At 61.4% G+C, this 22613-nt stretch carries 19 protein-coding genes and 1 pseudogene; 10 read left to right on the forward strand and 10 right to left on the reverse strand.

The genetic code is table 11. From position 1 onward, the window contains the following. Positions 1-17 precede the first annotated feature (17 nt). Complete coding sequence (locus O6760_RS01540) at positions 18-1124, forward strand: hypothetical protein (protein WP_269583736.1); 1107 nt, start codon at positions 18-20, stop codon at positions 1122-1124. Between the two features lie 217 nt (positions 1125-1341). On the opposite strand, the gene O6760_RS01545 is transcribed toward O6760_RS01540, so the two are convergent. From O6760_RS01545 to O6760_RS01555, 3 genes are all read right to left on the reverse strand, one after another. Beyond that, positions 1342-1785: a hypothetical protein gene (locus O6760_RS01545; RefSeq protein ID WP_269583737.1), complete on the reverse strand. Its 444-nt coding sequence runs from the start codon at positions 1783-1785 to the stop codon at positions 1342-1344. Between the two features lie 779 nt (positions 1786-2564). Beyond that, positions 2565-3020, reverse strand: a complete 456-nt coding sequence (locus O6760_RS01550) for a hypothetical protein (protein WP_269583738.1) — start codon at positions 3018-3020, stop codon at positions 2565-2567. A 94-nt stretch (positions 3021-3114) separates the two neighbouring features. Beyond that, a complete protein-coding gene (locus O6760_RS01555; RefSeq protein ID WP_269583739.1) occupies positions 3115-4281 on the reverse strand; it encodes an acetyl-CoA acetyltransferase in 1167 nt (388 codons plus the stop codon). A 559-nt stretch (positions 4282-4840) separates the two neighbouring features. Between O6760_RS01555 and O6760_RS01560 the strand changes: the two genes are divergently transcribed. Together O6760_RS01560 and O6760_RS01565 are read left to right on the forward strand one after the other, a co-directional pair. Then, positions 4841-6511, forward strand: coding sequence for an alpha-glucosidase family protein (locus tag O6760_RS01560; RefSeq protein WP_269583740.1), 1671 nt, complete (start codon positions 4841-4843; stop codon positions 6509-6511). Positions 6512-6873: 362 nt separating this feature from the next. Continuing rightward, the gene (locus tag O6760_RS01565) at positions 6874-7662 is read left to right on the forward strand and encodes a glycosyltransferase family 2 protein (RefSeq protein WP_269583741.1); all 789 of its coding nucleotides are present in this window, start codon (positions 6874-6876) and stop codon (positions 7660-7662) included. Positions 7663-8086: 424 nt separating this feature from the next. On the opposite strand, the gene O6760_RS01570 is transcribed toward O6760_RS01565, so the two are convergent. Continuing rightward, on the reverse strand, positions 8087-9280 hold the full coding sequence (locus O6760_RS01570; protein ID WP_269583742.1) for an HD domain-containing phosphohydrolase: 1194 nt from the start codon (positions 9278-9280) through the stop codon (positions 8087-8089). 162 nt (positions 9281-9442) lie between these two features. Here O6760_RS01570 and O6760_RS01575 point away from each other — a divergent pair, with 162 nt between their 5' ends. Next, a complete protein-coding gene (locus tag O6760_RS01575) occupies positions 9443-10657 on the forward strand; it encodes an NAD(P)/FAD-dependent oxidoreductase (protein WP_269583743.1) in 1215 nt (404 codons plus the stop codon). A 1-nt stretch (position 10658) separates the two neighbouring features. Next, positions 10659-11120 (forward strand): YaiI/YqxD family protein, encoded by a 462-nt coding sequence (locus O6760_RS01580; protein ID WP_269583744.1) that lies wholly within the window; start codon positions 10659-10661, stop codon positions 11118-11120. A gap of 107 nt (positions 11121-11227) precedes the next feature. On the opposite strand, the pseudogene O6760_RS33405 reads toward O6760_RS01580, so the two are convergent. Together O6760_RS33405 and O6760_RS01590 are read right to left on the reverse strand one after the other, a co-directional pair. Further along, positions 11228-11446, reverse strand: a pseudogene (locus O6760_RS33405) (BA14K family protein); the annotation flags it as partial. 246 nt (positions 11447-11692) lie between these two features. Further along, positions 11693-12406 (reverse strand): hypothetical protein, encoded by a 714-nt coding sequence (locus O6760_RS01590; protein ID WP_269583746.1) that lies wholly within the window; start codon positions 12404-12406, stop codon positions 11693-11695. Positions 12407-12753: 347 nt separating this feature from the next. On the opposite strand from O6760_RS01590, the gene O6760_RS01595 reads away from it, so the two are divergent. Beyond that, positions 12754-12966, forward strand: a complete 213-nt coding sequence (locus O6760_RS01595) for a cold-shock protein (protein ID WP_207138371.1) — start codon at positions 12754-12756, stop codon at positions 12964-12966. A gap of 230 nt (positions 12967-13196) precedes the next feature. Here O6760_RS01595 and choV read toward each other — a convergent pair whose 3' ends face one another. The 3 genes from choV to O6760_RS01610 all read right to left on the reverse strand — a co-directional run bounded on the left by choV (position 13197) and on the right by O6760_RS01610 (position 16106). Beyond that, positions 13197-14222, reverse strand: coding sequence for a choline ABC transporter ATP-binding protein (gene choV, locus O6760_RS01600; RefSeq protein ID WP_269586197.1), 1026 nt, complete (start codon positions 14220-14222; stop codon positions 13197-13199). 14 nt (positions 14223-14236) lie between these two features. After that, positions 14237-15079 (reverse strand): choline ABC transporter permease subunit, encoded by an 843-nt coding sequence (gene choW / locus O6760_RS01605; protein WP_269583747.1) that lies wholly within the window; start codon positions 15077-15079, stop codon positions 14237-14239. 82 nt (positions 15080-15161) lie between these two features. Beyond that, on the reverse strand, positions 15162-16106 hold the full coding sequence (locus tag O6760_RS01610; protein ID WP_269583748.1) for a choline ABC transporter substrate-binding protein: 945 nt from the start codon (positions 16104-16106) through the stop codon (positions 15162-15164). Between the two features lie 228 nt (positions 16107-16334). Here O6760_RS01610 and betI point away from each other — a divergent pair, with 228 nt between their 5' ends. The 4 genes from betI to O6760_RS01630 all read left to right on the forward strand — a co-directional run bounded on the left by betI (position 16335) and on the right by O6760_RS01630 (position 21661). After that, a complete protein-coding gene (betI, locus tag O6760_RS01615; RefSeq protein ID WP_269583749.1) occupies positions 16335-16937 on the forward strand; it encodes a transcriptional regulator BetI in 603 nt (200 codons plus the stop codon). Between the two features lie 18 nt (positions 16938-16955). After that, positions 16956-18614 carry a choline dehydrogenase gene (gene betA, locus O6760_RS01620; protein WP_269583750.1) on the forward strand — a complete coding sequence of 553 codons (1659 nt, stop codon included), beginning with the start codon at positions 16956-16958 and terminating at the stop codon, positions 18612-18614. A 48-nt stretch (positions 18615-18662) separates the two neighbouring features. Beyond that, positions 18663-20126 carry a betaine-aldehyde dehydrogenase gene (gene betB / locus O6760_RS01625; protein WP_269583751.1) on the forward strand — a complete coding sequence of 488 codons (1464 nt, stop codon included), beginning with the start codon at positions 18663-18665 and terminating at the stop codon, positions 20124-20126. A gap of 251 nt (positions 20127-20377) precedes the next feature. After that, positions 20378-21661: an adenylate/guanylate cyclase domain-containing protein gene (locus O6760_RS01630; RefSeq protein ID WP_269583752.1), complete on the forward strand. Its 1284-nt coding sequence runs from the start codon at positions 20378-20380 to the stop codon at positions 21659-21661. A gap of 160 nt (positions 21662-21821) precedes the next feature. Here O6760_RS01630 and hemP read toward each other — a convergent pair whose 3' ends face one another. Then, a complete protein-coding gene (hemP, locus tag O6760_RS01635) occupies positions 21822-22037 on the reverse strand; it encodes a hemin uptake protein HemP (protein WP_269583753.1) in 216 nt (71 codons plus the stop codon). Positions 22038-22613: the final 576 nt, after the last annotated feature.

Raw genomic sequence — 22613 nt, forward strand, 5'->3', positions numbered from 1 at the left:
GGCATCCGGGGGGAGCGATGCGCCTTGTTCCTTTGCTGGCGGTGGCCGGCATTTTCCTGCTGTTCAGCGGACTGTCGTCCAATGCGGCAGTTGTCGAAAGTTTCCGCCTTGGCGGCTGGAACGGCAGCGCCTTCACGGACGACCAAAGCGGCCGGTTCTCGACCTGCGTCGCCTCGGCCAGCTACAAGAGCGGCATCACGCTCTATGTCCAGGTCGATACGACCTACAATTGGGCAATCGGCTTTTCCGCCCCGCACTGGAACATGAAAGTCGGGTCCGATTTCCCCCTGCAATACCGCATCGACCGGGGCGGCTGGCAGAGCGGTGTCGCCAAGGCGACGTCAAAGGACCTGGCGCGTATGGAAATGCCCCAGGGCGGCTATATCATCACCCGTTTCCGCCGGGGCCGGACGCTGTACGTCTATGACGGCGCAAACAACTACCAGTTCCGCCTCACCGGCACCTCGCGGCTGATGGCCCGCCTTGCCAAATGCGTCGAGCGAAACACGGCGCGCTACGGCGCGGCGCCGGGCATGGGCGATGTTGCTGCCGCCCCCGCGCAAGGAGGGCTCGGCAACAGCGCTCCAGCGAACACCACCACGCCGTCCACCACCACACCGTCTGTCGCCGCGAACGATCCGCAACTTGCCGTCGAGGCCACCCAGGCCCTGTTCAACCTGATGGGCAGCGCCGGTCTCACCGGGCTGAAGCTGATCCCCGACGGCCAGCGCGAGGAAAACATGAACGGGCTACACGCGGTCGCGGCCAATGGTCCGCGCACGCTCGTTGCCCATATCTTCCCGGCAGGCAGCTACACGTCCGAAGAGGAGCTGATGTCGCTGGCCGTCGCCGATAGCCAGAAATCCTGCAACCAGGGCAGTTTCTCCTCCGGCACCGAACGGATCACCGAAGGCGGACGGGAGCTCTACACCAGCTACGCCAATTGCGAGACGGGCGACCACCAGCTGATCGAGCGCATTGCGATCCTGAAACGAAACGCCGGCGGTGTCTTCGTCTATGGCGTCGCAGACACTTACGTGGGCGAAGGCGGCGGCGCTCCGGTCAGCCCGCCGGAGCTGACGGACCCGGACTTCTTTGCCGCAGCGGCCGGCGCGGCGCAGTAAGGCCACAAAGTTGGCATAGCCAACGCGTTTTCTCGTTTGTCATCCCCGCGGACCCAGGAGCCTTCATCGGTCACGGTTCTGTTCAGCAATCGGTTCCCGGGAGTCCTGGATTCCGGATCGCCCTGCGCTGCGTCCGGGATGACAGCTCGTTTCGTTTCCTGGTTTTGGCACGAAGAGACGACATCCCATTTTTGGAATTCTTAGTAGCGAGAAAAAATCAATCCATTGCTGCTGCCAGCATTATGGCGAGCCAAAAGGCCGCCGCACCGACCGAAATAAAGTCAAAGACAAACATCGGTCTCGCGACCACCCATCTATGCGTTAGCTGAGGGAACCGGAAAAACATCCAGGAAAGCGGCCCCTTTTCACTCAGCCTAAGTTGCTGCCGAAGTGTCCAGCCAGAGCGGAGTAGGATCATGGAAATAGCTGCACTCGCAAGTGGCGATACGATGGCCCACCCGCTTGAGACGAAAAAGACAACGGCCCCTATGAACAGGAACAATGAAAGAAAAAACCACGCGAACAGAGCAAGGATCGTTATCCCTTCGCCTTTTCGCCAGCATCCAAATGCTCGATAGAAAGGCAAGATGCCCATGGCCATGAGGAACGCGATGGAAAAGTAGATCGCTGAAGCAAAATAAATAGCAAAGGAAAGTTCCATAACTTCGATTTAAATCAGAGACTTGGATTCGTCCAGAAAATTGGCGAGCTATCTTTGCAGTGAGGTGGCCTCAATTGCCTAGTTAACTCGCGCTATTTGGAATGCCCCACTGTTGTCTTATCCACGCACGCGGGGACCCAGGAAGCTACATCGGCGGCTGTCCCGCTCAACAATCGGTTCCCGTCTCCAGACCGCGTTCCGCACAGGATGACAAAGCGTGTCTTTCAGTTGCCCGCCCCTCCACACGTCATCCCATGGCTTGACCCACTGCTGTCCGGTTAAGCAGCAGCCTCTGTGCGCAAACAGGCTTTCCCACTTGTTCCAGTCTCTCCCTCCAAGGGCAGGGCAATCGCATTTGCAATTCCTCGTCAAAGCCCTTGGCAAATACGTTACCTTTGGAGTCATCCCGGCCAAGCGCAGCGCGAGCCGGGACCCACTCGCAGATCCGCATACCCAAGCGTACGGTGCGTATTCGAAAGGTGCCTTTGCTTCTCCACTCTGCAAACGAGTGGGCCCCGGGTCTCACTTTGTTCGCCCGGGGTGACACCGATGTCTGTGGGGTGTTTTCTTCAATTGCGATTGCCCAGCCCGCAAGGGGGGAGAGGGGCGCAAGCGGCAAGGCACTGCGTGTCCAGGATCGGGAGAAGCGCAACTATCGACAATGAATCAATGACCTGTAGAAACCGAGCCGCATTAAACCGGACAGTAGTGGGTCAAGCCCTGCAATGACGAAGCGGAGGAGGTGACACTCCGGAAGGAGCAATAGCTCTTTGCCCGCCTCATCCCTTCAGGAACGCAATCGCGACGAGGGGCAAACCGAAAATGCCCGTGGCGGCCAGTGTCCAGATGTCGAACAGCAGCATCGGCCTGCGATCAAATAGCGGGAACAGCAGCGGCGATGCCGTATAGACCGTGACCCATGGCAAGGGACCTCCGCTCGTCCGTTTCAACTTGGTGCGAATGGACCAGCCTGCACAAAAGAAACCAGCTGGTGGAAGCAAAAGAAATTCATCAAAACCAGTGAACGACGTGAGAAAAAACGCTGACACGAGCACCCCAAATGCAACGAATATCCACCGCATATCATCAAACACTTCACCTCTTTTCGTCATGATTAAATCAAGAATTGATTTGGATTCTTTGTAAATCGGAGGAAACCCCTCCTTTATTGAAAAAGCTCCCAAAAAATACATGGAAGATACATAAATCAAGCCAATGAAAAAATCGTTTGTCATTGTTTCTAGAAGGGGTCAGCGACAAAAAGTGGACGGATCAGCCAAAGCCGATCCGTCCATCGCAAGCTAATTGCATTTCCTGCGGGCTACAAGCTTACCGCATCGCCTGCATCACCGAGACGAAATTCGCCACCGCGGCGCCGCCCATGTTGAAGATGCCGCCGATCTCGGCGTTCTTCACCTGGATGTCGCCGGCGGTGCCGGTGAGCTGCATGGCGGTCAGGACGTGCATGGAAACGCCGGTGGCGCCGATCGGGTGGCCCTTGGCTTTCAGGCCGCCGGACGGGTTGACCGGCAGTTTGCCGCCCATCTCGGTCCAGCCTTCCAGCACGGCGCGGGCGCCCTCGCCTTCCTTTGTCAGGCCCATCGCCTCGTATTCGATCAGCTCGGCAATGGTGAAGCAGTCATGGGTCTCGACGAAGGACAGGTCCTCCAGCGCCAGGTTGGCGTCGCCGAGCGCTTCGCCCCAGGCCTTGGAGCAACCCTCGAACTTGAGGATGTCGCGTTTCGACATGGGCAGGAAGTCCTGCACATGGGCCAGGCCGCGGAAGGCGACCGCCTTCTTCATGCCGAGCGCGGTGGCCGGATCGGTGAGGACCAGGGCCGCGGCACCGTCGGAGACCAGCGAGCAGTCGGTGCGTTTCAGCGGACCGGCGACGAACGGGTTCTTTTCGCTTTCCGCGCGGCAGAACTCGAAGCCGAGATCCTTGCGCATCTGGGCGTAAGGATTGCCGACGCCGTTCTTGTGGTTCTTGGCTGCAATCTTCGCCAGGGCATCGGACTGGTCGCCATGCTTCTGGAAATAGGCGTCGGCGATCTTGCCGAAGACACCGGCAAACCCGGCCGGCGTGTCGCCTTCTTCCTTCAGGTAGGACGCCTTCAAAAGGTTCTTGCCGATCTCCGGTCCCGGGGTGGTCGTCATCTGCTCGACGCCGACAACCAGCACGAAACGGGCATCACCCGAGGCAATGGCCCGCACACCCTGGTGCACGGCGGCGGAACCGGTGGCGCAGGCGTTTTCGACGCGCGTGGCCGGCTTGAAGCGCAGGCCGGGATCGGCCTGAAGCACCAGCGAGGCCGTGAAATCCTGGGCGGAGAAGCCGGCATTGAAATGGCCGAGCAGGATTTCGTCGACATCTTCCGGCGCGATGCCGGCATCGCGGATCGCGTCGACCGCGACCTTGACGATCATGCTTTCAACGGTTTCTTCCGAATGTTTGCCGAAGGGCATATGCGCCCATCCCACCATGGCTGCCGTCATGACATTTCCTCCAAGTTTACCCGGCAAGCTGGTGTCCACGTGCAGCTTTTCCAGCCCGTGATATTCACCGGGATCTCATCTTGCCGACATTTCTGCGTGACGAGACAGTTCCAGCTTCCATGCTGCTTTGCAAGAAGAAATTGACCTTTACGTCATAACTTTATTTTTTTGTCAAAAAATTCAATTATTTAACTTTATTTATCTCATGACATAATCGCACCGGGTTCGCCGTTCCGGCTGCCTTCAGGCGCACCCCTTGGCCGCTTTTCACGCTCGTTAATGTTTCGTTCACATATTTGTCACGCCCGCCGAGTATTATAGCACCTGTTCCGGACAAAATACTGTTTCGAAACTTTTCAGTTGCTCCACCGGCCCAGCTCATGCGGGGCCGGTTTTTGTTTGCCGGCCCACCTGGCCGAAGTTCAGGTTTCGTTGACGCAATCCACGCTTCACACGACTTTTTCAAGACAACTCTCTTGACCTGAAGGGGCGCGGGATATAGCCATTCAAAGCGCTTTGAAACCCATCACACCGCCACAGAAGCGGACGGAGACCGGCAATGTTCGAAGAAGCCGAAACGGGCCTGGAGGCTGATGTGCCAGCAAACCCGATCAAAGACCCGGACTGGTGGAAGGGAGCGGTGATCTACCAGATCTATCCGCGCTCCTTCAACGACAGCAACGATGACGGCATCGGTGACCTGAACGGCGTCACCGAACGCATGGACTATATCGCCGCGCTCGGCGTCGACGCGATCTGGCTGTCGCCCTTCTTCACCTCGCCCATGGACGATTTCGGTTATGACGTCTCCGACTACGAGGATGTCGACCCGATGTTCGGCTCGCTCGCCGATTTCGACCGCATGCTGGCCGCAGCCCATGGCCGCGGACTGAAGGTGATCATCGACCTCGTGATCTCGCACACGTCCGACCAGCATCCCTGGTTCGCCGAGAGCAGGTCCTCCAAAGACAACGCGAAAGCCGACTGGTTCGTCTGGGCCGATGCCAGGCCGGACGGCACCGTGCCGAACAACTGGCTGTCGATCTTCGGCGGCGCGGCCTGGGAGTGGGACAGCCGCCGCTGCCAGTATTACATGCACAATTTCCTGGCCAGCCAGCCGGATCTCAACTTCCACAACGAAGAGGTTCAGGACGCCGTCCTGGGCGCCGCCAGGTTCTGGCTCGACCGGGGCGTCGACGGCTTCCGCCTCGACACCGTGAATTTCTATGTTCACGACAAGCAGCTCCGGGACAACCCGCCGCTCAGCGCCGACGAGATGCCGTCGACGGTCGATCCGACCAACCCCTATGGCTACCAGGATCACATCCATGACAAGACCCAGCCGGAAAACCTTGTCTTCCTGGAAAAGCTGCGCGGCCTGCTCGACCGGTATCCCGGCACGACCTCTGTCGGAGAAATCGGCCATGACGGCCTCGCTGTGGAGCTGACAAATTCCTATACGGAAGCAGGCAGGCGCATCCACATGGCCTACAGTTTCGACCTGTTGACTCCCCAGCATTCTGCCGCCCACATCCGCCGCATCGTCGAGGAAATGAACGCCGGCATCGGCTCGGGCTGGGCCAGCTGGGCCCTGTCCAACCACGACGTCAAGCGGGTCGGCAGCCGCTGGGGCGAGGGCAAGGACATTCGGAAATTTGCGCCGCTCGAGACCGCGCTGTGCGCCTCCCTGCGCGGCACCCCCTGCCTCTACCAGGGCGAGGAACTCGGCCTGACCCAGGCCGACGTGCCTTTCGAAAAGATTCAGGACCCCTACGGCATCCGCTTCTGGCCGGAATACAAGGGCCGTGACGGCTGCCGCACGCCGATGCCCTGGACCGGTGATGCGCCGCACGGCGGGTTTTCGGCGGCCGAACCGTGGCTCCCGGTGGCCGAAGAGCACCTTGCCATGGCGGCCGCCGAACAGGAGACCGACAAGGGCTCGATCCTCAACCGCAACCGGGCCTTCTACACCTGGCGGCAGCAACACGAGCCGCTGAAAAAGGGCGACATGACCTTCCTCGACAGCGACGGCGAAACTCTGGTCTTCACCCGAAGCCACAAGGGTGAAACCGTCCTGTGCGCGTTCAATCTCGCGAGCGACCCGGCAACCGTGACCGTGCCCGACCTGCCGCTGGAAGTCTTGAACGCCCCCGGCTTCAAGGGAACGGTCGAGGGCTCAACGATCCTGCTCCCGGGCCTCGACGCGGTCTTCGCGCGCGTGAAATCCTGATTTCTTTTCTTCAAATCACGGCCCGGCGCGGTTAGAGCGTTTCCCGGTTGGATTGAAGCATTCTGCCGAGGTCGGTTTGGTTCAAGGTCGAGGACTTTGTCGAAGGCCGTGCTGGCTGCACGGTCGAGACGAAGACCGACGGCATTGGACCAAACCGGCCCGGCCCTCCGGGTTCGCGTCCGGCGGACGACTGCTTTGTCGTGCCGCTCACCCATAACCCGCTATGGGTTTCACGACACTCCGCGCATTCGTCTCGCCGGTCGACAAACAGAATGCTTCAATCCAACCGGGAAACGCTCTAATACCAACTGGTATCAGCCGCGCCGGGCCCGTTCCGGCAAGACCTTCAGACCGGACATCGAATGACCGACCGCCTTCCGCTTTCCGCCTTCATCATCGCCAAGGACGAGGCCGACCGTATTGCCCGGCCGATCGAAAGCGTCATCGGCTGGGTGGACGAGGTCATCGTCATCGACAGCGGATCGAGCGATGACACGATCGCCGTTGCCGAGAGCCTCGGCGCGCGCGTGGTCGGCAATGACTGGCCCGGCTACGGTCCGCAGAAACGCTTCGGTGAGGACCAGTGCCGCAACGACTGGCTGCTCAATCTCGATGCCGATGAAGAGGTCACGCCGGAACTTGCCGAGGAAATCCGGGCGCGTTTTGCAGATGACAGCTACCGGCAGGCCGATGGCTGGCGCATCATGATCCGCGACATGTATGCCCATGAAACGGCGCCGGCGCCCTGGGCCTACGGCTATCACCAGATCCGGCTTTACGACCGGCGCAAGGGCCGGTTCTCCGCTTCCATCGTTCATGACACGGTCCGGCCGGAGCCCGGCGCGAAGATCGCCGACCTTGCCGGGATCATGGCGCACCGTTCGATCCGCTCGCTTGAATTCCAGGTCGGCAAGTACAACCGCTATTCGGACATGCAGGTCGAAGACATGCGCTCCCGAGGCCGCAAGCTGCCGAAAAGCCGCCTCCTGAGCGAGTTTCCGGTCAGCTTTCTCAAGGCCTATTTCGTGCGCAAATACCGCAAATACGGCTGGTGGGGGGTCATCCTGTCCATGAACTACGCCCATGCCCGCTTCCTGCGCGTCGCCAAGGTCTACGAGGCGGAGCTCCTGGAGAAAACGGACAAGCGCTGAGCCGGCTGGGACCTGCCATCTTGCACCTTGCTCACAAGGCAGGGCAATCGCATTTAAGGAAAACACGCCGCCTATATTGGTGTCACCCCGGGCGAACAAAGTGAGACCCGGGGCCCACTCGTTTGCAGAGAGCATGAGTGAAGGCACTCTTTGAAGACACAACACCCTACGCTTTTACAAGCGGAACTGCGTGTGGGTCCCGGCTCGCGCTGCGCTTGGCCGGAATGACAATCGGAGGGGTTTCTACTCTCCAACGTCATCTTCTGGGCAAGCATCAGGGACGATCCACACAACAGAGTTGATGACACCGAAGGTGACGTCCTTGACCTCGACTCAGGCGAGGAATTGAAAATGCAATTTCTCTCCCCCTGGTGGGATGGGTCAGGGCGGGGGGCGCGACGGCGCAGCCGTCATGAACAAACCCTCAAGCCGTATCGCTCATGGCGCCTTCGGGCACTTCGTGCCGTTCGACACGGATCGGCTGGCGCACGCCGGCGGTCTGATGGAAATGCTCGAGCCGCCGGATCGTGGTGGGGGTCAGCATGTGGCCGCGCGACAGCACCAGCTCGTGGCTGCTCTCGGTGCGGGCGTCGTCGATCAGGATGTCGCCCGGGCGCAGCGAACGGATATAGCACTGCGCAACATGTTTTTGCGTCTCCTCGGGCAGCTCGTCCAGGAGGAGGGTCTTGGCAAGTTCGAGCAGTTTCGGATCGTATTTGCGCTGGTTAATGGTCAGCGCCTCGAGCGCGGCCGCATCCGGCCCGCTCTCCGGGCTGGCATACCACAGGTCCGTCAAGAGCTTCAGGATGCGGGAGACAAGCGGAATGTCCTCGCCGACCGGACCGTCCTTGGGAAACCCAGAACCGTCATAGCCGCGTGCCGACAGGAACAGGTAATCGGAGACCTTTTCAAGCTGGGGAATGTTCTTCAGGAGATCCCGGGACTGTGCCGGTGCCCGGTCAAGAACGTCCCGCTCCTGTTCCGTCAGGCTGCGGGCCGCACGATAGCGGGCCAGGATATCCTTGGGCAGGAGTGCCTCGCCGAGCGGCGACAGCATCACCGCCATTTCCAGCTCCCAGGTCTTCTTCATGCCCAGTGTTTTGGCCAGTTTCAGCGCCTGCTTGCGCACGGTCGCGGTGCGCCGGAAGGCCTCCGGGTGAAACAGCGCCAGCATGTCGATCAGGAGCTTGATTGATCCCGCAAGGGTGCGCTCCAGCAAGGCCCGGTCCTTGGACAGCTGTCCGTGATGGGCAAGCGCCAGTTCCATGGCCGATGTCAGATCGGCCGGCTTGCAGGGCTTTTCCAGATACATGAAGGCGTGGCCTTCGTTGAGAGCCTTCTTGACGGAATCGGCGGATTGTTCCCGCGTCAGCATCACCCGCGCGGCCTGCGGCACGATGGATTCCGCCGCACGAAGAAAGGCCGTGCCGCCCCGTCCCGGCAGATTGAAGCTGGAACAGACCACCGCCGTGCCATGGTTCTGCTTCAGAAAAACAAGAGCCGCTTCGGATTCGGAGAAACAGGCCACCTTCATATGCACGCCAAACAGGCGCTGAAATCCAGCCTGAACGTCCTTGTCCGGATCTGCGACAACAATCAGGTCCGTGGTTTTCTCCATTCACGGCTCCTTTCTGAAGAATAGGCGCCGTGAACATACCCGGACACTCAACTTCAGTTTGATCGTCTCACGAGAGATATAACAAATACTTGAAGAAACCGTCGAGATTATGGTCGTCTCATCAGGGTGGTCTTTTACAGCCTGGCTGAACTATAAGGCCGCATGCGCGATGTCCTGATTATCGGTGCCGGCCCGACCGGCTTGTTCGCAGCGGACCGTCTGTCCGCCAACGGGGTTTCGGTCACGATAGCGGACCGGATGCCGTCGCCTGCGCGCAAATTCCTGATGGCGGGCCGCGGCGGCCTCAACCTGACCCACAGCGAAGACCCGGACCGCTTTGTAACGCGGTACCGCGAGGCCGCACCGTTTGTGGCTCCGCTCATCCGGGCTTTCCCGCCACAAGCGCTCCGGGACTGGTGCCACGGCCTTGGACAGGAGACGTTTGTCGGCAGCAGCGGCCGGGTGTTCCCGAAAGCCATGAAAGCCTCGCCCCTGCTGCGCGCCTGGCTGCACCGGCTGGACCGGAACGGTGTCCGGCTCCTGACCCGGCATGCCTGGACCGGATTTGGCAGGGACGGCACGGTGGAGCTTGAAAACGAGGCCGGCGAGATACTGCCGTTCCCGGCGCGTGCCTGCCTGCTTGCCCTGGGCGGCGCCAGCTGGCCGAAACTCGGCTCCAGTGCCGCCTGGGTGCCGCTGCTCGAGGCACGCGGCATCCGTATAAACCGGTTCCAGCCGTCCAATTGCGGGTTCCGGATCGCCTGGAGCGACCACCTGAAGAACCGGTTTGCCGGCAGCCCGCTCAAGCGCATTGCGCTGAGCCACAAAGGCACCTGCAAGGCCGGCGAAGCCGTGCTGTCCGGCAAGGGCCTTGAAGGCGGTGCCGTCTACGCGCTTTCGGCGGAGCTGCGCGAGACCCTCAACCAGGAGGGAAGCGCCACGCTGGAGATCGACCTGCGTCCCGGGATGAGCGCCGAGGATCTCGCCCGCAAGCTGTCGAAACCGCGCGGCAAGCAATCCGCTGCAACCTTCCTGAAAAAGGCCCTGAGGCTGAAACCGGAGGAACTGGCCCTGGTGCGTGAAGCCGGCGACCTGCCGTCCGCGCCGACCGATCTGGCGCAGCGGATCAAGGCCGTTTCCGTTACCTGCCAGGCCGCTTACCCCATCGACCGGGCGATTTCCTCGGCCGGCGGCGTCGCGCTCGAGGAGCTGGATGAGGCACTGATGCTGAAAAAATGCCCCGGCGTTTTCGCCGCCGGCGAGATGCTCGACTGGGAAGCCCCGACCGGTGGCTATCTGCTGCAAGCCTGTTTTGCCATGGGCGCCCGGGCCGCCGACGGCATTGAGGCCTATCTGAAAACGACGGGAGAAAACTGACGTGACCGTGCTTTACGTGGACGCCGACGCCTGTCCGGTGAAAGACGAAGCCATCCGGGTCGGGGAACGGCACAAGGTGGCGATCAAATTCGTTTCCAACAGCTGGATGCGCCTGCCCGAAGGCGATCTGATCGAACGGGTGATCGTGCCCGAAGGCCCGGACGAGGCGGACAACTGGATCGCGGAACGGGCGCAGACCGGTGATGTCGTGATCACCGCGGACGTGCCGCTGGCCTCGCGCTGCGTCAAGGCCGGCGCCCTGGTGCTCGGTCCTACCGGCAAGCCGTTCAGCGAGGAAGCCATCGGCATGCGCCTCGCCATGCGCGATCTGAAAACCCATCTGCGCGAGATCGGAGAGATCAAGGAAGGCGGTCCATCCTTCACCAAACAGGACCGGTCCCGTTTTCTCAACCAGCTCGAGACCATCATGCGGGCGGCCAAGAGACTGTCAGGCACCAGCTGACTGCAAACAAAAAACTCCCCGCAAGGCGGGGAGGAGCACCTTGCAGGGAGTGTGGCCGGATACCCTTTGTCAGGGGATTGCGCCCCGGCTCTCAAGCGGAATGCCTGTTAGCGGCAGAACTTGTACTGGCCGGAATAGGCCAGGAAGTAGCCGGTGTTCGGGTTGAAGGACCGGTACTTGCGGCTGCAGTAATCGTACCAGGCCGGGGACCACGGTGCCGGGCGGTAGACAACCACCGGCGCCGGTGCCGGATAATAGGCCGGCGGGGGACCGACGTAGCGCGGCTGTGACAGGGCGGAGCCCAGGATCGCGCCTGCGGCAAGACCGCCGGCAATGCCCACGCCGACCTGCCAGCCTTCGGCGGCTTTGGCGGATTGGGTCTGGGTGGTCAGGGCTGCACCGGCAACAAGAGCCAGCGCGATGGAGGTGGTAGCGACTTTCTTGAACATCACGGTTTCCCTTCGGTTTCAAGAGGCGCGTCCTGCCCGCCTCTGTTCATGAGACCAACATAGGAAGCTGCTCGTGGTGCTGCTGTGACCGGGGTCACAAGCATGCGGTTTGCCGGAAAGCCGTCATTCCGGCCGGAAGGGTGCATTCGGCGAGCAGCTCTCCGCGGACATGTCCGCCCTGCAGGCCGACACTTTTTCCAGGTAGGCGCGCAAGTAGGTGACATCCCCGTTCTCACTGGCAAGGGCCTCCGTCAGCGCCGTTGCCCTGCCGAACCAGTCTTCCGCCCTGTCCGGCTGGCCAGCCGCGGCAAGCGTGTAGGACACGATCGCCGCTACAAAGGGTTTTTCCCGTTTTTCGACACGCTCCAGCTCGCCCTCGGCTTCTCTCACGAAGGCCTCAAGAGCCGTGGCGTTCTTGAGAAAGCTGTCGCTTTCATACCAAAGCGCCTGCAGAAGCAGAAGAAACCCTTGCTTGGAGCCCGTGTCGCCAAGCTCGCCCGCTATCCGGTAAGCTCTCTGCCAGGGCTCCAGGTCGCCGAGATCCGCAAAGGCGCTAGTCGCCAGGAGTGTTTCAAGCCGCGTCACTTCATCCGGAGAGAATTCTTTGTAGAGCGGCAGCCCGTTGCCGGGACAGACCGGCAGGCGCGTCACGAAATCACAGGAGGACAGGCTCCTGAACGACATTGTGCGGCCGAAGGTCGTGCAGGACAGCGTCTCCACGATGGTGAAGGTTTCGCCGCCAACCGGACAGGTCCTTTCCGCCTCGACCGGAATGCCCGCCATCGCCGGGGTCATAACACCGGCCAGAACCACTCCCAATGCCAGTCTCTTGATCATCACGTCTCCTCCGCCTGACAGCCATTGTGCGCAATGTCTTGGCCGAAGGATGAAGAAAGGCGGGCCAAAGAGTGACATTTTGCCGGTTCCAAAGCGCGGAAATCCGGGCGAATTCACCCATAATACAAGTTTCACTTGCCGGAAGACGCTGAGGCACCTACATTATCGGCCATCGGTACGCGTTGTGCCGTACGGGACTGAAGAAAGACCCGGTAAGACTGACTTCGGCGGCTGCTCCATCAAGCGTTGCTCTGAAATTCCAAGCTTTCCGTTTCTTATTGACTTCTCGTTTATCCGCGCCTTGCCGGAAACGGGACGGCGCATTCTACCAGCGGAAAGGTTTCTCCATGCGTGAGAACGGCACCATCAAATTCTTCAACCACGACCGTGGCTTCGGCTTCATCACCCCGGACAATGGCGGCAAGGATGTCTTTGTTCACGTGACTGCTTTCGAGCAGGCCGGGATCGGAACGCCGGTCGAAGGCGCGAAAATCTCCTTCGTCGCCGAAGACGACCGTCGCGGCCGCGGCAAGCAGGCTGCTCAGCTCGAGCTGGTCTAAGTTTCGGACCGCCGCCGCCTGACGGCCGGCGCGGACAAGAAAACGGAAAACGGGGCCTCGCGGCCCCGTTTTTTTGTCTGCCGGGAACAATAGCCTCATCCTGAGGAGGACCGAAGGTCCGTCTCGAAAGACCGGCAACTTGTTCCAGGACAAGCGGCAAATCCTTCGAGACGCCGCTCACGCGGTTCCTCAGGATCAGGTCTGTTTTTCCTTAAAGAGCGCAAATCCGCTCAAAGCATGCAGTCCAGCAGTTCCTTTTCGCCGATCATTCCGACAATGGCGCCGTCCTTTTGCACGACCACCGGCTCCGAACTGGATTTCTTCAGCCTGGCGACCTCGCGGATCGGCGTGTTGGCATCGCAATTGAGGCCGTTTGCCAGCGATCCCGAGAGACTGCCGGGCGGCACCATGATGTCACGGGCGCGCAGCACGTTGAGCGGGTTCATGTGGCTGACGAAATCGGCGACATACTCGGTCGCCGGCGCCTTGACGATCTCCTGCGGCGTGCCGAGCTGGATCACCCGGCCGCCTTCCATGATCGCGATGCGCGAACCGATCTTGGCGGCCTCGTCGAGATCATGGCTGACGAAGATGATGGTCCGGTTGAGCTCCTTCTGCAGGTCGAGCAACTCGTCCTGCAGCTTGTCGCGGATCAGCGGATCCAGCGCGGAGAACGGCTCGTCCATCAGGAGCAGCGGTGCATCCGTGGCAAAGGCCCGGGCCAGGCCGACACGCTGCTGCATGCCGCCGGAGAGCTCGTGGACGTATTTCTCGCCCCAGCCGGTCAGGCCGACCAGCTTGAGCTGCGCCTCCACCTTCGAGGCCCGCTCCTTTTGAGGCATGCCCGCCAGTTCCAGGCCGAAGCCGACATTTTCCGCCACCGTGCGCCACGGCAAAAGCCCGAATTGCTGGAATACCATGCCGATGCGATGGCGGCGCAATTCCCTGAGATCGTTTTCCGAACAGGTTTCCGGGTTCACGTAATTGCTGCCGTCATGAACCTGGACCTCGCCCCGGATGACCGGGTTGAGGCCGTTGACCGCGCGCAGGAGCGTCGACTTGCCCGAGCCCGACAGGCCCATCAGCACGATCACCTCGCCTTCGTGGATATCGAATGTGGCGCCGGCAACGCCGAGGATCTGGCCGGTTTCCGCCTGGATCTCCTGACGGGTCCTGCCCGCATCGATCAGGGGCAACGCGGTTTCCGGCTTTTCGCCGAAGACGATGTCGACATCCTTGAAGGTAACCACGGGCATGGCATTGGAAGCACTCATCGCTTGCCTCCTTCCTGCGCCCGGAAGAACCGGTCGAGAACGATGGCGATCAGGACGATGCAGACGCCGACTTCAAAGCCCTGCGCGATGTTGACCGTGTTCAACGCCCGAAGGGTCGGCACGCCAAGGCCGTCGGCACCGACCAGCGCCGCGATAACGACCATGGAAAGCGACAGCATGATGGTCTGGGTCAGGCCCGCCATGATCTGCGGCAGGGCATAGGGCAACTCGATCTTCCACAAGAGCTGGCGCCTGGTGGCGCCGAAGGCCTGGCCCGCCTCGATCAGCGCCGTTGGCGTCGAGGACACGCCGAGCTGGGTCAGGCGGATCGGCGCTGGAATGGCGAAGATCACCGTTGCGATCAGACCGGGCACCATGCCGAGGCCGAACAGGATCAGCGCCGGGATCAGATAAACGAAGGTCGGGATCGTCTGCATCAGGTCGAGCACCGGACGAATGGCCGCGTAAAAGCGCGGATGATGCGCGCCCAACACGCCAACCGGCACGCCGACGGCCATGCAGACCACGGAGGCCGCGATCACCAGGGCCAGGGTTTCGGTGGTTTCTTCCCAGTATCCCTGGTTGATGATGAGCAGCAGCGAAAGCGCCACAAACACAGCGAATGCGATCGTGCGATGCACCGCATAGCCGAGGCCCACCGCAATCGCCACGATGACCAGCGGATGCGGCGTCTGGAGCAGCCACAGGATGCTGTCGATCAGCGTTTCCAGGAAATATGAAATGCCGTCAAATACCCAAAGGGCATTGTCGGTGAGCCAATCGACCAGGGACCGTGCCCACGGGCCGATCGGCAGCTTGTTGTCTGTCAGCCAATCCAATCTGCCGCTCCGGATTCTAATTGTCGTTGCAAAAAGTTTGCGCCGGGCGGGAGACCCGCACCGGCGCCGGATTTTTCAGCAATCAGAGGCCGAGGGCTCCCTTGACGGCCGCGAAGCTGTCGCCGCCATCAAAGGTCTTCACGCCGACCAGCCAGTTTTCGAAGGTTGCCGGGTGCTCCTTCAGCCAGGCGGCAGCCGCCTTGTTCGGGTCCTCGCCGTCGATCAGGATCGCACCCATGATCTCGTTTTCCATGGCCAGCGAGAATTCCAGGTTCTCCAAGAGCTTGCCGACATTGGGGCACTCCTTGGCGTAGCCCGCGCGCACGTTGGTATAGACCGTGGCACCGCCGTAATTCGGGCCGAAAATGTCGTCGCCGCCGTCGAGATAGGCCATCTCGAAATTGGCGTTCATCGGATGCGGTTCCCAGCCGAGGAAGACGATGTCGTTCTCGCGGCGGTTGGCGCGGGCCACCTGGGCCAGCATGCCCTGCTCGGAGGACTCGACCACCTCGAAGCCTTCGAGGCCGAAGAGGTTCTCGTCGATCATGCCGATGATGAGGCGGTTGCCGTCATTGCCCGGCTCGATGCCGTAGATCTTGCCGTCGAGATCGTCCTTGAACTTGGCGATGTCCTGGAAGCTCTTGAGGCCCTTGTCATAGGTGTATTTCGGTACGGCCAGGGTGTATTTGGCCCCTTCCAGGTTCGCCCGGACCGTTTCCACGGAACCGTCTTCCCGGTAGGCCTTGATGTCGCCTTCCATGGTCGGCATCCAGTTGCCGAGGAAGATGTCGATGTCCTTGTTCTTCAGGGACGCGTAGGTCACCGGCACGGACAGGATCTTGACGTCCGGCTCATAGCCGAGTGCTTCCAGCACAACCGAAGTTGCAGCGGTGGTAGCGGTAATATCGGTCCAGCCGACGTCGGAGAAACGCACGGCCTTGCAGGATTCAGGGTCGTTGGCCAGTGCCGTTCCCGTGAGCATCAGACCAAGCGCCAGACCTCCAGCGAGTTTCGCTGTGATATTCATGTAGATACCTCCTTCAGGAATGTTCATTCTTGTTAAGATGCAGGGGGTGGATGTCCGCCAGATAATTCTGCCCCCGGCCCGTTCCACCAACAACTTGCCTAATCCCGATCCAAACATCCACGGGAAAAATTTGCAAGTTTTCATTGATTGATTGATCAATTAAAAATAAGACCAAAGGGTGAGATCAAGACCAGAAAGACCATCTCACTTCATGATTTGGAGGTCGACATGCCCAAGGTCGGAATGGAAGCGGAGCGGCGGCGCAGCCTGATTGATGCGACGGTCGATGCGATCCATGAGCGCGGCTACAGCGACGTGACCATGGCGCAGATTGCCAAGCGCGCCGGCGTGTCCGGCGGCCTGGTGCATCACTATTTCGGGTCAAAGGACCAATTGCTGGCGGCGACCATGCGGCACCTCCTGACCGAACTCGGACGGGCGATCCGCGACAGCCTTTCCAGGGCTGAAACCCCGCGCGAGCGCATCACCGCGATCATCTCCGGCAACTTTGCCGTCGACCAGTTCAAGCCTGCCGTCATCGCCGCCTGGCTGGCCTTTTACGTTCAGTCGCGCACCACTGAAAGCAACAAGCGTCTGCTCGGGATCTACTCTGCCAGACTGGCCTCCAACCTGACCCACAACCTCAGGGCATTCATGCCGCAGCCTGAAGCCCGGCGCGTGGCCGAAGGCACCGCGTCGATGATCGACGGCGTGTGGATCCGCCAGGCGCTCTCGGATGCCAAGACCGACCGGGACGCCGCCATCGCCATGGTCGAGGACTATGTCGAAACCCAGATTGCCGCGCATCTCGCGCGTGAAGCGAAACGCTGACCGGCGCGGAGACCCCCAATGAGCGACCAGTTCGACTTCATCATCGTGGGCGCAGGTTCCGCCGGTTGCGCCCTCGCCTACCGGCTTTCCGAAGATCCCGCCAACAAGGTGCTGCTGCTGGAATTCGGCGGCACCGATATCGGCCCGCTGATCCAGATGCCGGCCGCCCTCTCCTACCCGATGAACATGCCGCTCTATGACTGGGGCTTCCAGAGCGAACCGGAACCGCATCTCGGCGGCCGCCGCCTCGCCACCCCGCGCGGCAAGGTGATCGGCGGCTCCTCGTCCATCAACGGCATGGTCTATGTGCGCGGTCATGCCTGCGACTTCGACACCTGGGAAGACATGGGGGCTTCGGGCTGGGGCTACCGTCACGTGCTGCCCTATTACAAACGCCTGGAACACAGCCATGGTGGCCAGACCGGCTGGCGCGGCACCAACGGACCGCTGCATGTCCAGCGCGGCACCAAGTGGAACCCGCTGTTCCACGCTTTCCGCGATGCCGGTGCCCAGGCGGGTTACGGCGTGACCGAAGACTACAATGGCGAGCGCCAGGAAGGCTTCGGCGACATGGAAATGACGGTCCACCGGGGCCGCCGCTGGTCCGCCGCAAATGCCTATCTGAAACCGGCCCTCAAGCGCGGCAACCTGACCCTGATCAAGGGCGCTTTGGCACGCCGGATCCTGATCGAGGACAAGCGCGCCACCGGCGTCGAATACGAGACCGGCGGCGAGATCCGCCAGGTGCGCGCTGCGCGCGAAGTCGTTCTGGCCGCCTCCTCGATCAACTCGCCGAAGATCCTGATGCAGTCCGGCATCGGCCCGGCAGCCGATCTCGGTGCTCTCGGCATCGATGTCGTCGCCGACCGGCCCGGCGTCGGCGCCAACCTGCAGGACCATCTGGAACTCTACCTGCAGCAGGCCTGCACCCAGCCGATCACGCTCTACAAGCACTGGAACCTCATTTCCAAGGCCCTGATCGGCGCCCAGTGGCTGTTCTTCAAGCAGGGGCTCGGCGCGTCCAACCAGTTCGAGAGCGCTGCCTTCATCCGCTCGAAGGCCGGCGTCAAATACCCTGATATCCAGTATCACTTCCTGCCCTTCGCCGTGCGCTATGACGGTCAGGCGGCGGCGGAAGGTCATGGTTTCCAGGCCCATGTCGGACCCATGCGCTCGAAGTCCCGCGGCCGGATCAGGCTGACATCCAGCGACCCGAAGGACAAGCCGTCGATCCTGTTCAACTACATGTCCCACGAGGAAGACTGGGAAGACTTCCGCACCTGCATCCGTCTCACGCGGGAAATCTTCAGTCAGGACGCCTTTGCCGACTATCGCGGCAAGGAGATCCAGCCGGGTGACCAGGTGCAAAGCGACGAGGATCTCAACGATTTCATCCGCGAGCATGTCGAGAGCGCCTATCATCCCTGCGGCACCTGCCGGATGGGCGCCAAGGACGACCCGATGGCCGTGGTCGATCCGCAGTGCCGGGTGATCGGCGTCGACGGCCTGCGCGTTGCCGACAGCTCGATTTTCCCGCAAATCACCAATGGCAATCTCAACGCACCATCGATTATGGTTGGTGAAAAGGCCTCGGACCATATTCTCGGCAAGGAACCGCTGCCGGCGTCCAACCAGGAGCCGTGGATCCATCCGGACTGGGACACCAGTCAGCGCTAAATTTAGCCGGCAAAGTACCGGTCGTAGCAAACGTCAAGGAGCTCTTCCATGCGCGCCCAACCGCAAGCGTCACACTATGTCGGCGGGTCCTATCTGGAAAGCCAGAACGGCACCCCTTTCGACAGCCTCTACCCCGCCACCGGCGAGGTGATCGCACAGATCAAGGCCGCGGACGACGCCGTCGTCGAGGCCGCCATCCAGACCGCTATAGCCGGTCAGAAGATCTGGGCGGCCACGCCGCCCGTCGAGCGTGGCCGGGTGCTGCGCCGCGCGGCGGAAATCCTGCGCGCAAAGAACCACGAGCTGTCGGTCCTGGAAACGCTCGACACCGGCAAGCCGCTGCAGGAAACGCTGGTTGCCGATGCCGCTTCCGGTGCAGACTGCCTGGAATATTTCGGCGGCCTGGCCGCCACGCTCACGGGCGAACACATCGATTTGGGCGGCTCCTTTGCCTATACCAAGCGTGAACCGCTCGGCATCTGCTTCGGCATCGGCGCGTGGAATTACCCGATCCAGATCGCCTGCTGGAAGGCGGCACCCGCCCTCGTGTGCGGCAATGCCATGATCTTCAAGCCGTCGGAAGTCACGCCGCTGAGCGCGCTGAAACTGGCCGAGGCGCTCACCGAAGCCGGCCTGCCCGAGGGTGTCTTCAACGTCATCCAGGGTTTCGGCGATGTCGGCGCGAAGATGGTCGCCCATCCGGCTGTCGCCAAGGTGTCCCTGACCGGCTCCGTGCCGACCGGCGCCAAGGTCGCGGCGCTGGCCGGAGAGCACCTCAAGAAGACCACGCTTGAACTCGGCGGCAAGTCGCCGCTGATCGTCTTTGACGACGCGGATATCGACAACGCGGTTTCCGCAGCCATCAACGCCAACTTCTATTCCACCGGGCAGATCTGTTCCAACGGCACGCGGGTCTTCGTTCACACGGGTATCAAGGAAGCCTTCCTGGCGCGCCTGGCCGAGCGCACCGCCAACGCCGTGCTCGGCGACCCGCTGGACGAGGCCACCAATATCGGGCCCCTGATCTCCCGGCAGCAATTCGACAAGGTGATGCACTACATGCAGGTCGGCGCGCGCGAAGGCGCCCGGCTGGTGTGCGGTGGCGGCTCGGCAAGTGTCGACAGCTTCCCGGACGGCTATTTCGTGCAACCGACCGTCTTTGCCGATGTCACGGACGACATGACCATCGCCCGCGAGGAGATCTTCGGGCCGGTGCTGAGCGTGCTCGACTTTACCGGCGAAGACGAGGTGATTGCGCGGGCCAACGATACGGAATTCGGCCTCGCCGCGGGTGTTTTCACGAAGGATATCCAGCGCGCACACCGGGTGATCGACGGTCTGCAGGCCGGCACCTGCTGGATCAACACCTACAATCTCACGCCGATCGAAATGCCTTTCGGCGGCTACAAGAAATCCGGTATCGGCCGGGAAAACGGCCATGCCGCGATCGAGTATTACAGCCAGACGAAAAGCGTCTACGTGGAGATGGGCGGCGTCGAGGCGGCATTCTAGGCTGTTTGGCTGCTTCCTTTTGTTTTGCGGATCCGCTGAGACGCGTGCGTGCACGCGCCTCAGCATGAGGTAGGATTGTGGCAACTCCCCACTGACCTCTTCCCGAGGAGCCGTTTCAGCGGCCTCTCGAAGGACGGGCCGCTTGGCCCGGCAAACAGCTAGGCGCCTTTCTTCCCGCATTCTTCCTTTTCAGATTGAACTTCGGAGCAATACGCCGAGATAATGCCGCAAGACAGTCCGCCGGAGCCCGCATGACCAGAACCGCGCTTGATCCCTCGCCGCGCAGCTACGCCCAGCATGTACAACTGCTTCAGCGCTCACGCCGCGGTCCTGGCTGTGCGCCGGAAAAGCAGACGATCGCCGATATCAAGGATTGGCTGCTGCACGAGGCGACGCGGAACGGCAGCGTCATGCTGATGTTCGAGGAATTCATGTGGCGCTGCCAGGCGGCCGGTCTTTCCATCGACCGGTGCATGCTGCGCATCGGCACATTGCATCCGCGGGTAATCGGCTTCTCGTGGGTGTGGAGCGCCGAGGACCAGATTTGCGACGAGATCGCCGCAGACGAGCGCGTGTTTCATGAGACGGCGTTCACGCTCAACCCGCTTTCCAGGGTCATCATGCATGGCGAGACGATCAGGATCGACCTGAAGACGGAAGAAGGCGCCAATTCCTCGCCCCTGACGCGCGAACTGGCCGATGCAGGGTACACGTCTTATGTCCTGCTGCCGCTCAGCGCATCCGGCGAGACCTACAACGCCATGACATTTGCGACCAAACGGCCGGGCGGCTTTCCAGACAAGGAAAAGAAACACATCCGCGGCCTGATCGACCTGCTTGCGCTGCATGTCGAACGGCACGTCCTGCAGCGCATTGCCCGCAATGTCGCCGACACCTATCTCGGTCCGATTGCGGGACAGCGGGTGCTCGACGGGGAAATCAAGCGCGGCGACGGCGAAGCCATCGACGCCGTCGTCTTCATGGCGGACATGCGGGACTTCACCCGTCTGGCCGACCAGTTGAGCGGACCGGACGTCACGGCCATCCTCAACGTCTATTTCGACCGGGTCTCGGAGGCCGTTCTCAGCCATGGCGGCGACATTCTGAAATTCATGGGCGATGGCATCCTGGCCGTTTTCGACCAGAAAGCTCTTGGGGAAAATGCGGCCGCCGATTCGGCGTTCAAGGCGGCCAGGGCCGCCCTTTCTGCAATCGCGGATCTCAACCGGTCGCCGCCGGCAGACCTGCCGGATCCGGCCCTGTGGCATCCGCTCAAGATCGGTATCGGACTGCACCGCGGCGAGGTCTTCTTCGGCAATGTCGGTGGCGAGGAACGACTCGACTTCACCGTCATCGGCCGCGCGGTCAACGAGACCAGCCGTGTGGAATCCCTGTGCAAGCCGCTTGGCCGCGAGCTTCTGCTGACAGAACCTGTGCGTGACGCCCTGTCGGCCGAATTGCGAACCGACCTCACGGCGATGGGTGAACACGCCCTGCGCGGTGTCGGCAAGCCGGTCGCGATCTTTGCGGCCTGATTGCCTCGGTCCACGACGCAAGCCTTGCGACACCGCCGGATCCAGGTCCCCATCCCCCAGTGGGATGGAGGATGGGGAGCAGGAATGACGGGCTGCCGCCCGTTCACTCCTGTTCGTGTCCGCCTCTTGAAGGGCGGGAACAGGGCGGCACCGCCCGCCCTCACTTCGTCAAGATCAGTTTGCCCTGCTTGGTGATCGACAGACGGTAGGTCTCGTCGTTGTGATGGATCTCGATCTGCCGCTGGCCGCGAAACAGGTCGCGGGTGTTGTAGTCCGATTTGAGGTCATGCACGGGCTTGCCTGTAAATGCCCGGCGGGTGCCGCTGTCAGCTCCCAGGGACAGGCGGTGCTTCTGGCTGTTGGCAGTCAAAGTCATGGCGCGCAATCGGTCCTTGGCCTTTGTTATTCGGCTCCCGAAACGGCTTAAATTCGAGCCGGCGAGAGAACGCGTGAACACTGGAATATAAAGATGAGTTTCAAACTCAAGTTTATACTTGACACTCATACTCAAGTTTTCCTATCAAGGCAATGCCTGATCGAAACGGAACCGGAAATCGCGTCCTCTGGTTCTGGAAAGACAGGACCTTCCGGGCAACCGGAGGTGAAAAATGCCAGGCCAGCCAACCGCCCTCTCCTCTCCCTCAGCGGCCAGCCAGCCCGGCCTTTTCCGGTGACGGACGCGAGCGATCCCCCTCAGAAGCTTCCCCCGACCTCGTCATGCCATGGCATCCATGCCTTTGCCCAGCCACACGACGGGCCACGCCTTGCGGCACGGTCACGGCATGGATTGCCGGATCAAGTCCGGCAAGGACGAATGGAGAGGTTCGGATTTTGGGGACTCAGGACAGCAGACCCAAACGCAAAAAGGGCGCCGACCGAGTTGTGACGCCTCTTCACATTCATTTCAAACGGGCGATTACGCGATGGCCCTTCCCGGTGGAAACGTCGGCTA

The sequence above is a fragment of the Roseibium sp. Sym1 genome (assembly GCF_027359675.1).
In the GTDB taxonomy this organism is placed as follows: domain Bacteria; phylum Pseudomonadota; class Alphaproteobacteria; order Rhizobiales; family Stappiaceae; genus Roseibium.

What these genes read in the sequence shown, in the direction of transcription:
- betI (WP_269583749.1), top strand. Translation starts at nt 16,335, where the DNA reads ATGCCCAAGGTCGGAATGGAAGCGGAGCGGCGGCGCAGCCTGATTGAT.
- O6760_RS01560 (WP_269583740.1), top strand. Translation starts at nt 4,841, where the DNA reads ATGTTCGAAGAAGCCGAAACGGGCCTGGAGGCTGATGTGCCAGCAAAC.
- O6760_RS01590 (WP_269583746.1), bottom strand. Translation starts at nt 12,406, where the DNA reads ATGATCAAGAGACTGGCATTGGGAGTGGTTCTGGCCGGTGTTATGACC.
- O6760_RS01595 (WP_207138371.1), top strand. Translation starts at nt 12,754, where the DNA reads ATGCGTGAGAACGGCACCATCAAATTCTTCAACCACGACCGTGGCTTC.
- O6760_RS01555 (WP_269583739.1), bottom strand. Translation starts at nt 4,281, where the DNA reads ATGACGGCAGCCATGGTGGGATGGGCGCATATGCCCTTCGGCAAACAT.
- O6760_RS01610 (WP_269583748.1), bottom strand. Translation starts at nt 16,106, where the DNA reads ATGAATATCACAGCGAAACTCGCTGGAGGTCTGGCGCTTGGTCTGATG.
- O6760_RS01575 (WP_269583743.1), top strand. Translation starts at nt 9,443, where the DNA reads ATGCGCGATGTCCTGATTATCGGTGCCGGCCCGACCGGCTTGTTCGCA.
- O6760_RS01550 (WP_269583738.1), bottom strand. Translation starts at nt 3,020, where the DNA reads ATGACAAACGATTTTTTCATTGGCTTGATTTATGTATCTTCCATGTAT.
- O6760_RS01570 (WP_269583742.1), bottom strand. Translation starts at nt 9,280, where the DNA reads ATGGAGAAAACCACGGACCTGATTGTTGTCGCAGATCCGGACAAGGAC.
- O6760_RS01540 (WP_269583736.1), top strand. Translation starts at nt 18, where the DNA reads ATGCGCCTTGTTCCTTTGCTGGCGGTGGCCGGCATTTTCCTGCTGTTC.
- choV (WP_269586197.1), bottom strand. Translation starts at nt 14,222, where the DNA reads ATGCCCGTGGTTACCTTCAAGGATGTCGACATCGTCTTCGGCGAAAAG.
- O6760_RS01565 (WP_269583741.1), top strand. Translation starts at nt 6,874, where the DNA reads ATGACCGACCGCCTTCCGCTTTCCGCCTTCATCATCGCCAAGGACGAG.
- O6760_RS01630 (WP_269583752.1), top strand. Translation starts at nt 20,378, where the DNA reads ATGACCAGAACCGCGCTTGATCCCTCGCCGCGCAGCTACGCCCAGCAT.
- betA (WP_269583750.1), top strand. Translation starts at nt 16,956, where the DNA reads ATGAGCGACCAGTTCGACTTCATCATCGTGGGCGCAGGTTCCGCCGGT.
- hemP (WP_269583753.1), bottom strand. Translation starts at nt 22,037, where the DNA reads ATGACTTTGACTGCCAACAGCCAGAAGCACCGCCTGTCCCTGGGAGCT.
- O6760_RS01545 (WP_269583737.1), bottom strand. Translation starts at nt 1,785, where the DNA reads ATGGAACTTTCCTTTGCTATTTATTTTGCTTCAGCGATCTACTTTTCC.
- betB (WP_269583751.1), top strand. Translation starts at nt 18,663, where the DNA reads ATGCGCGCCCAACCGCAAGCGTCACACTATGTCGGCGGGTCCTATCTG.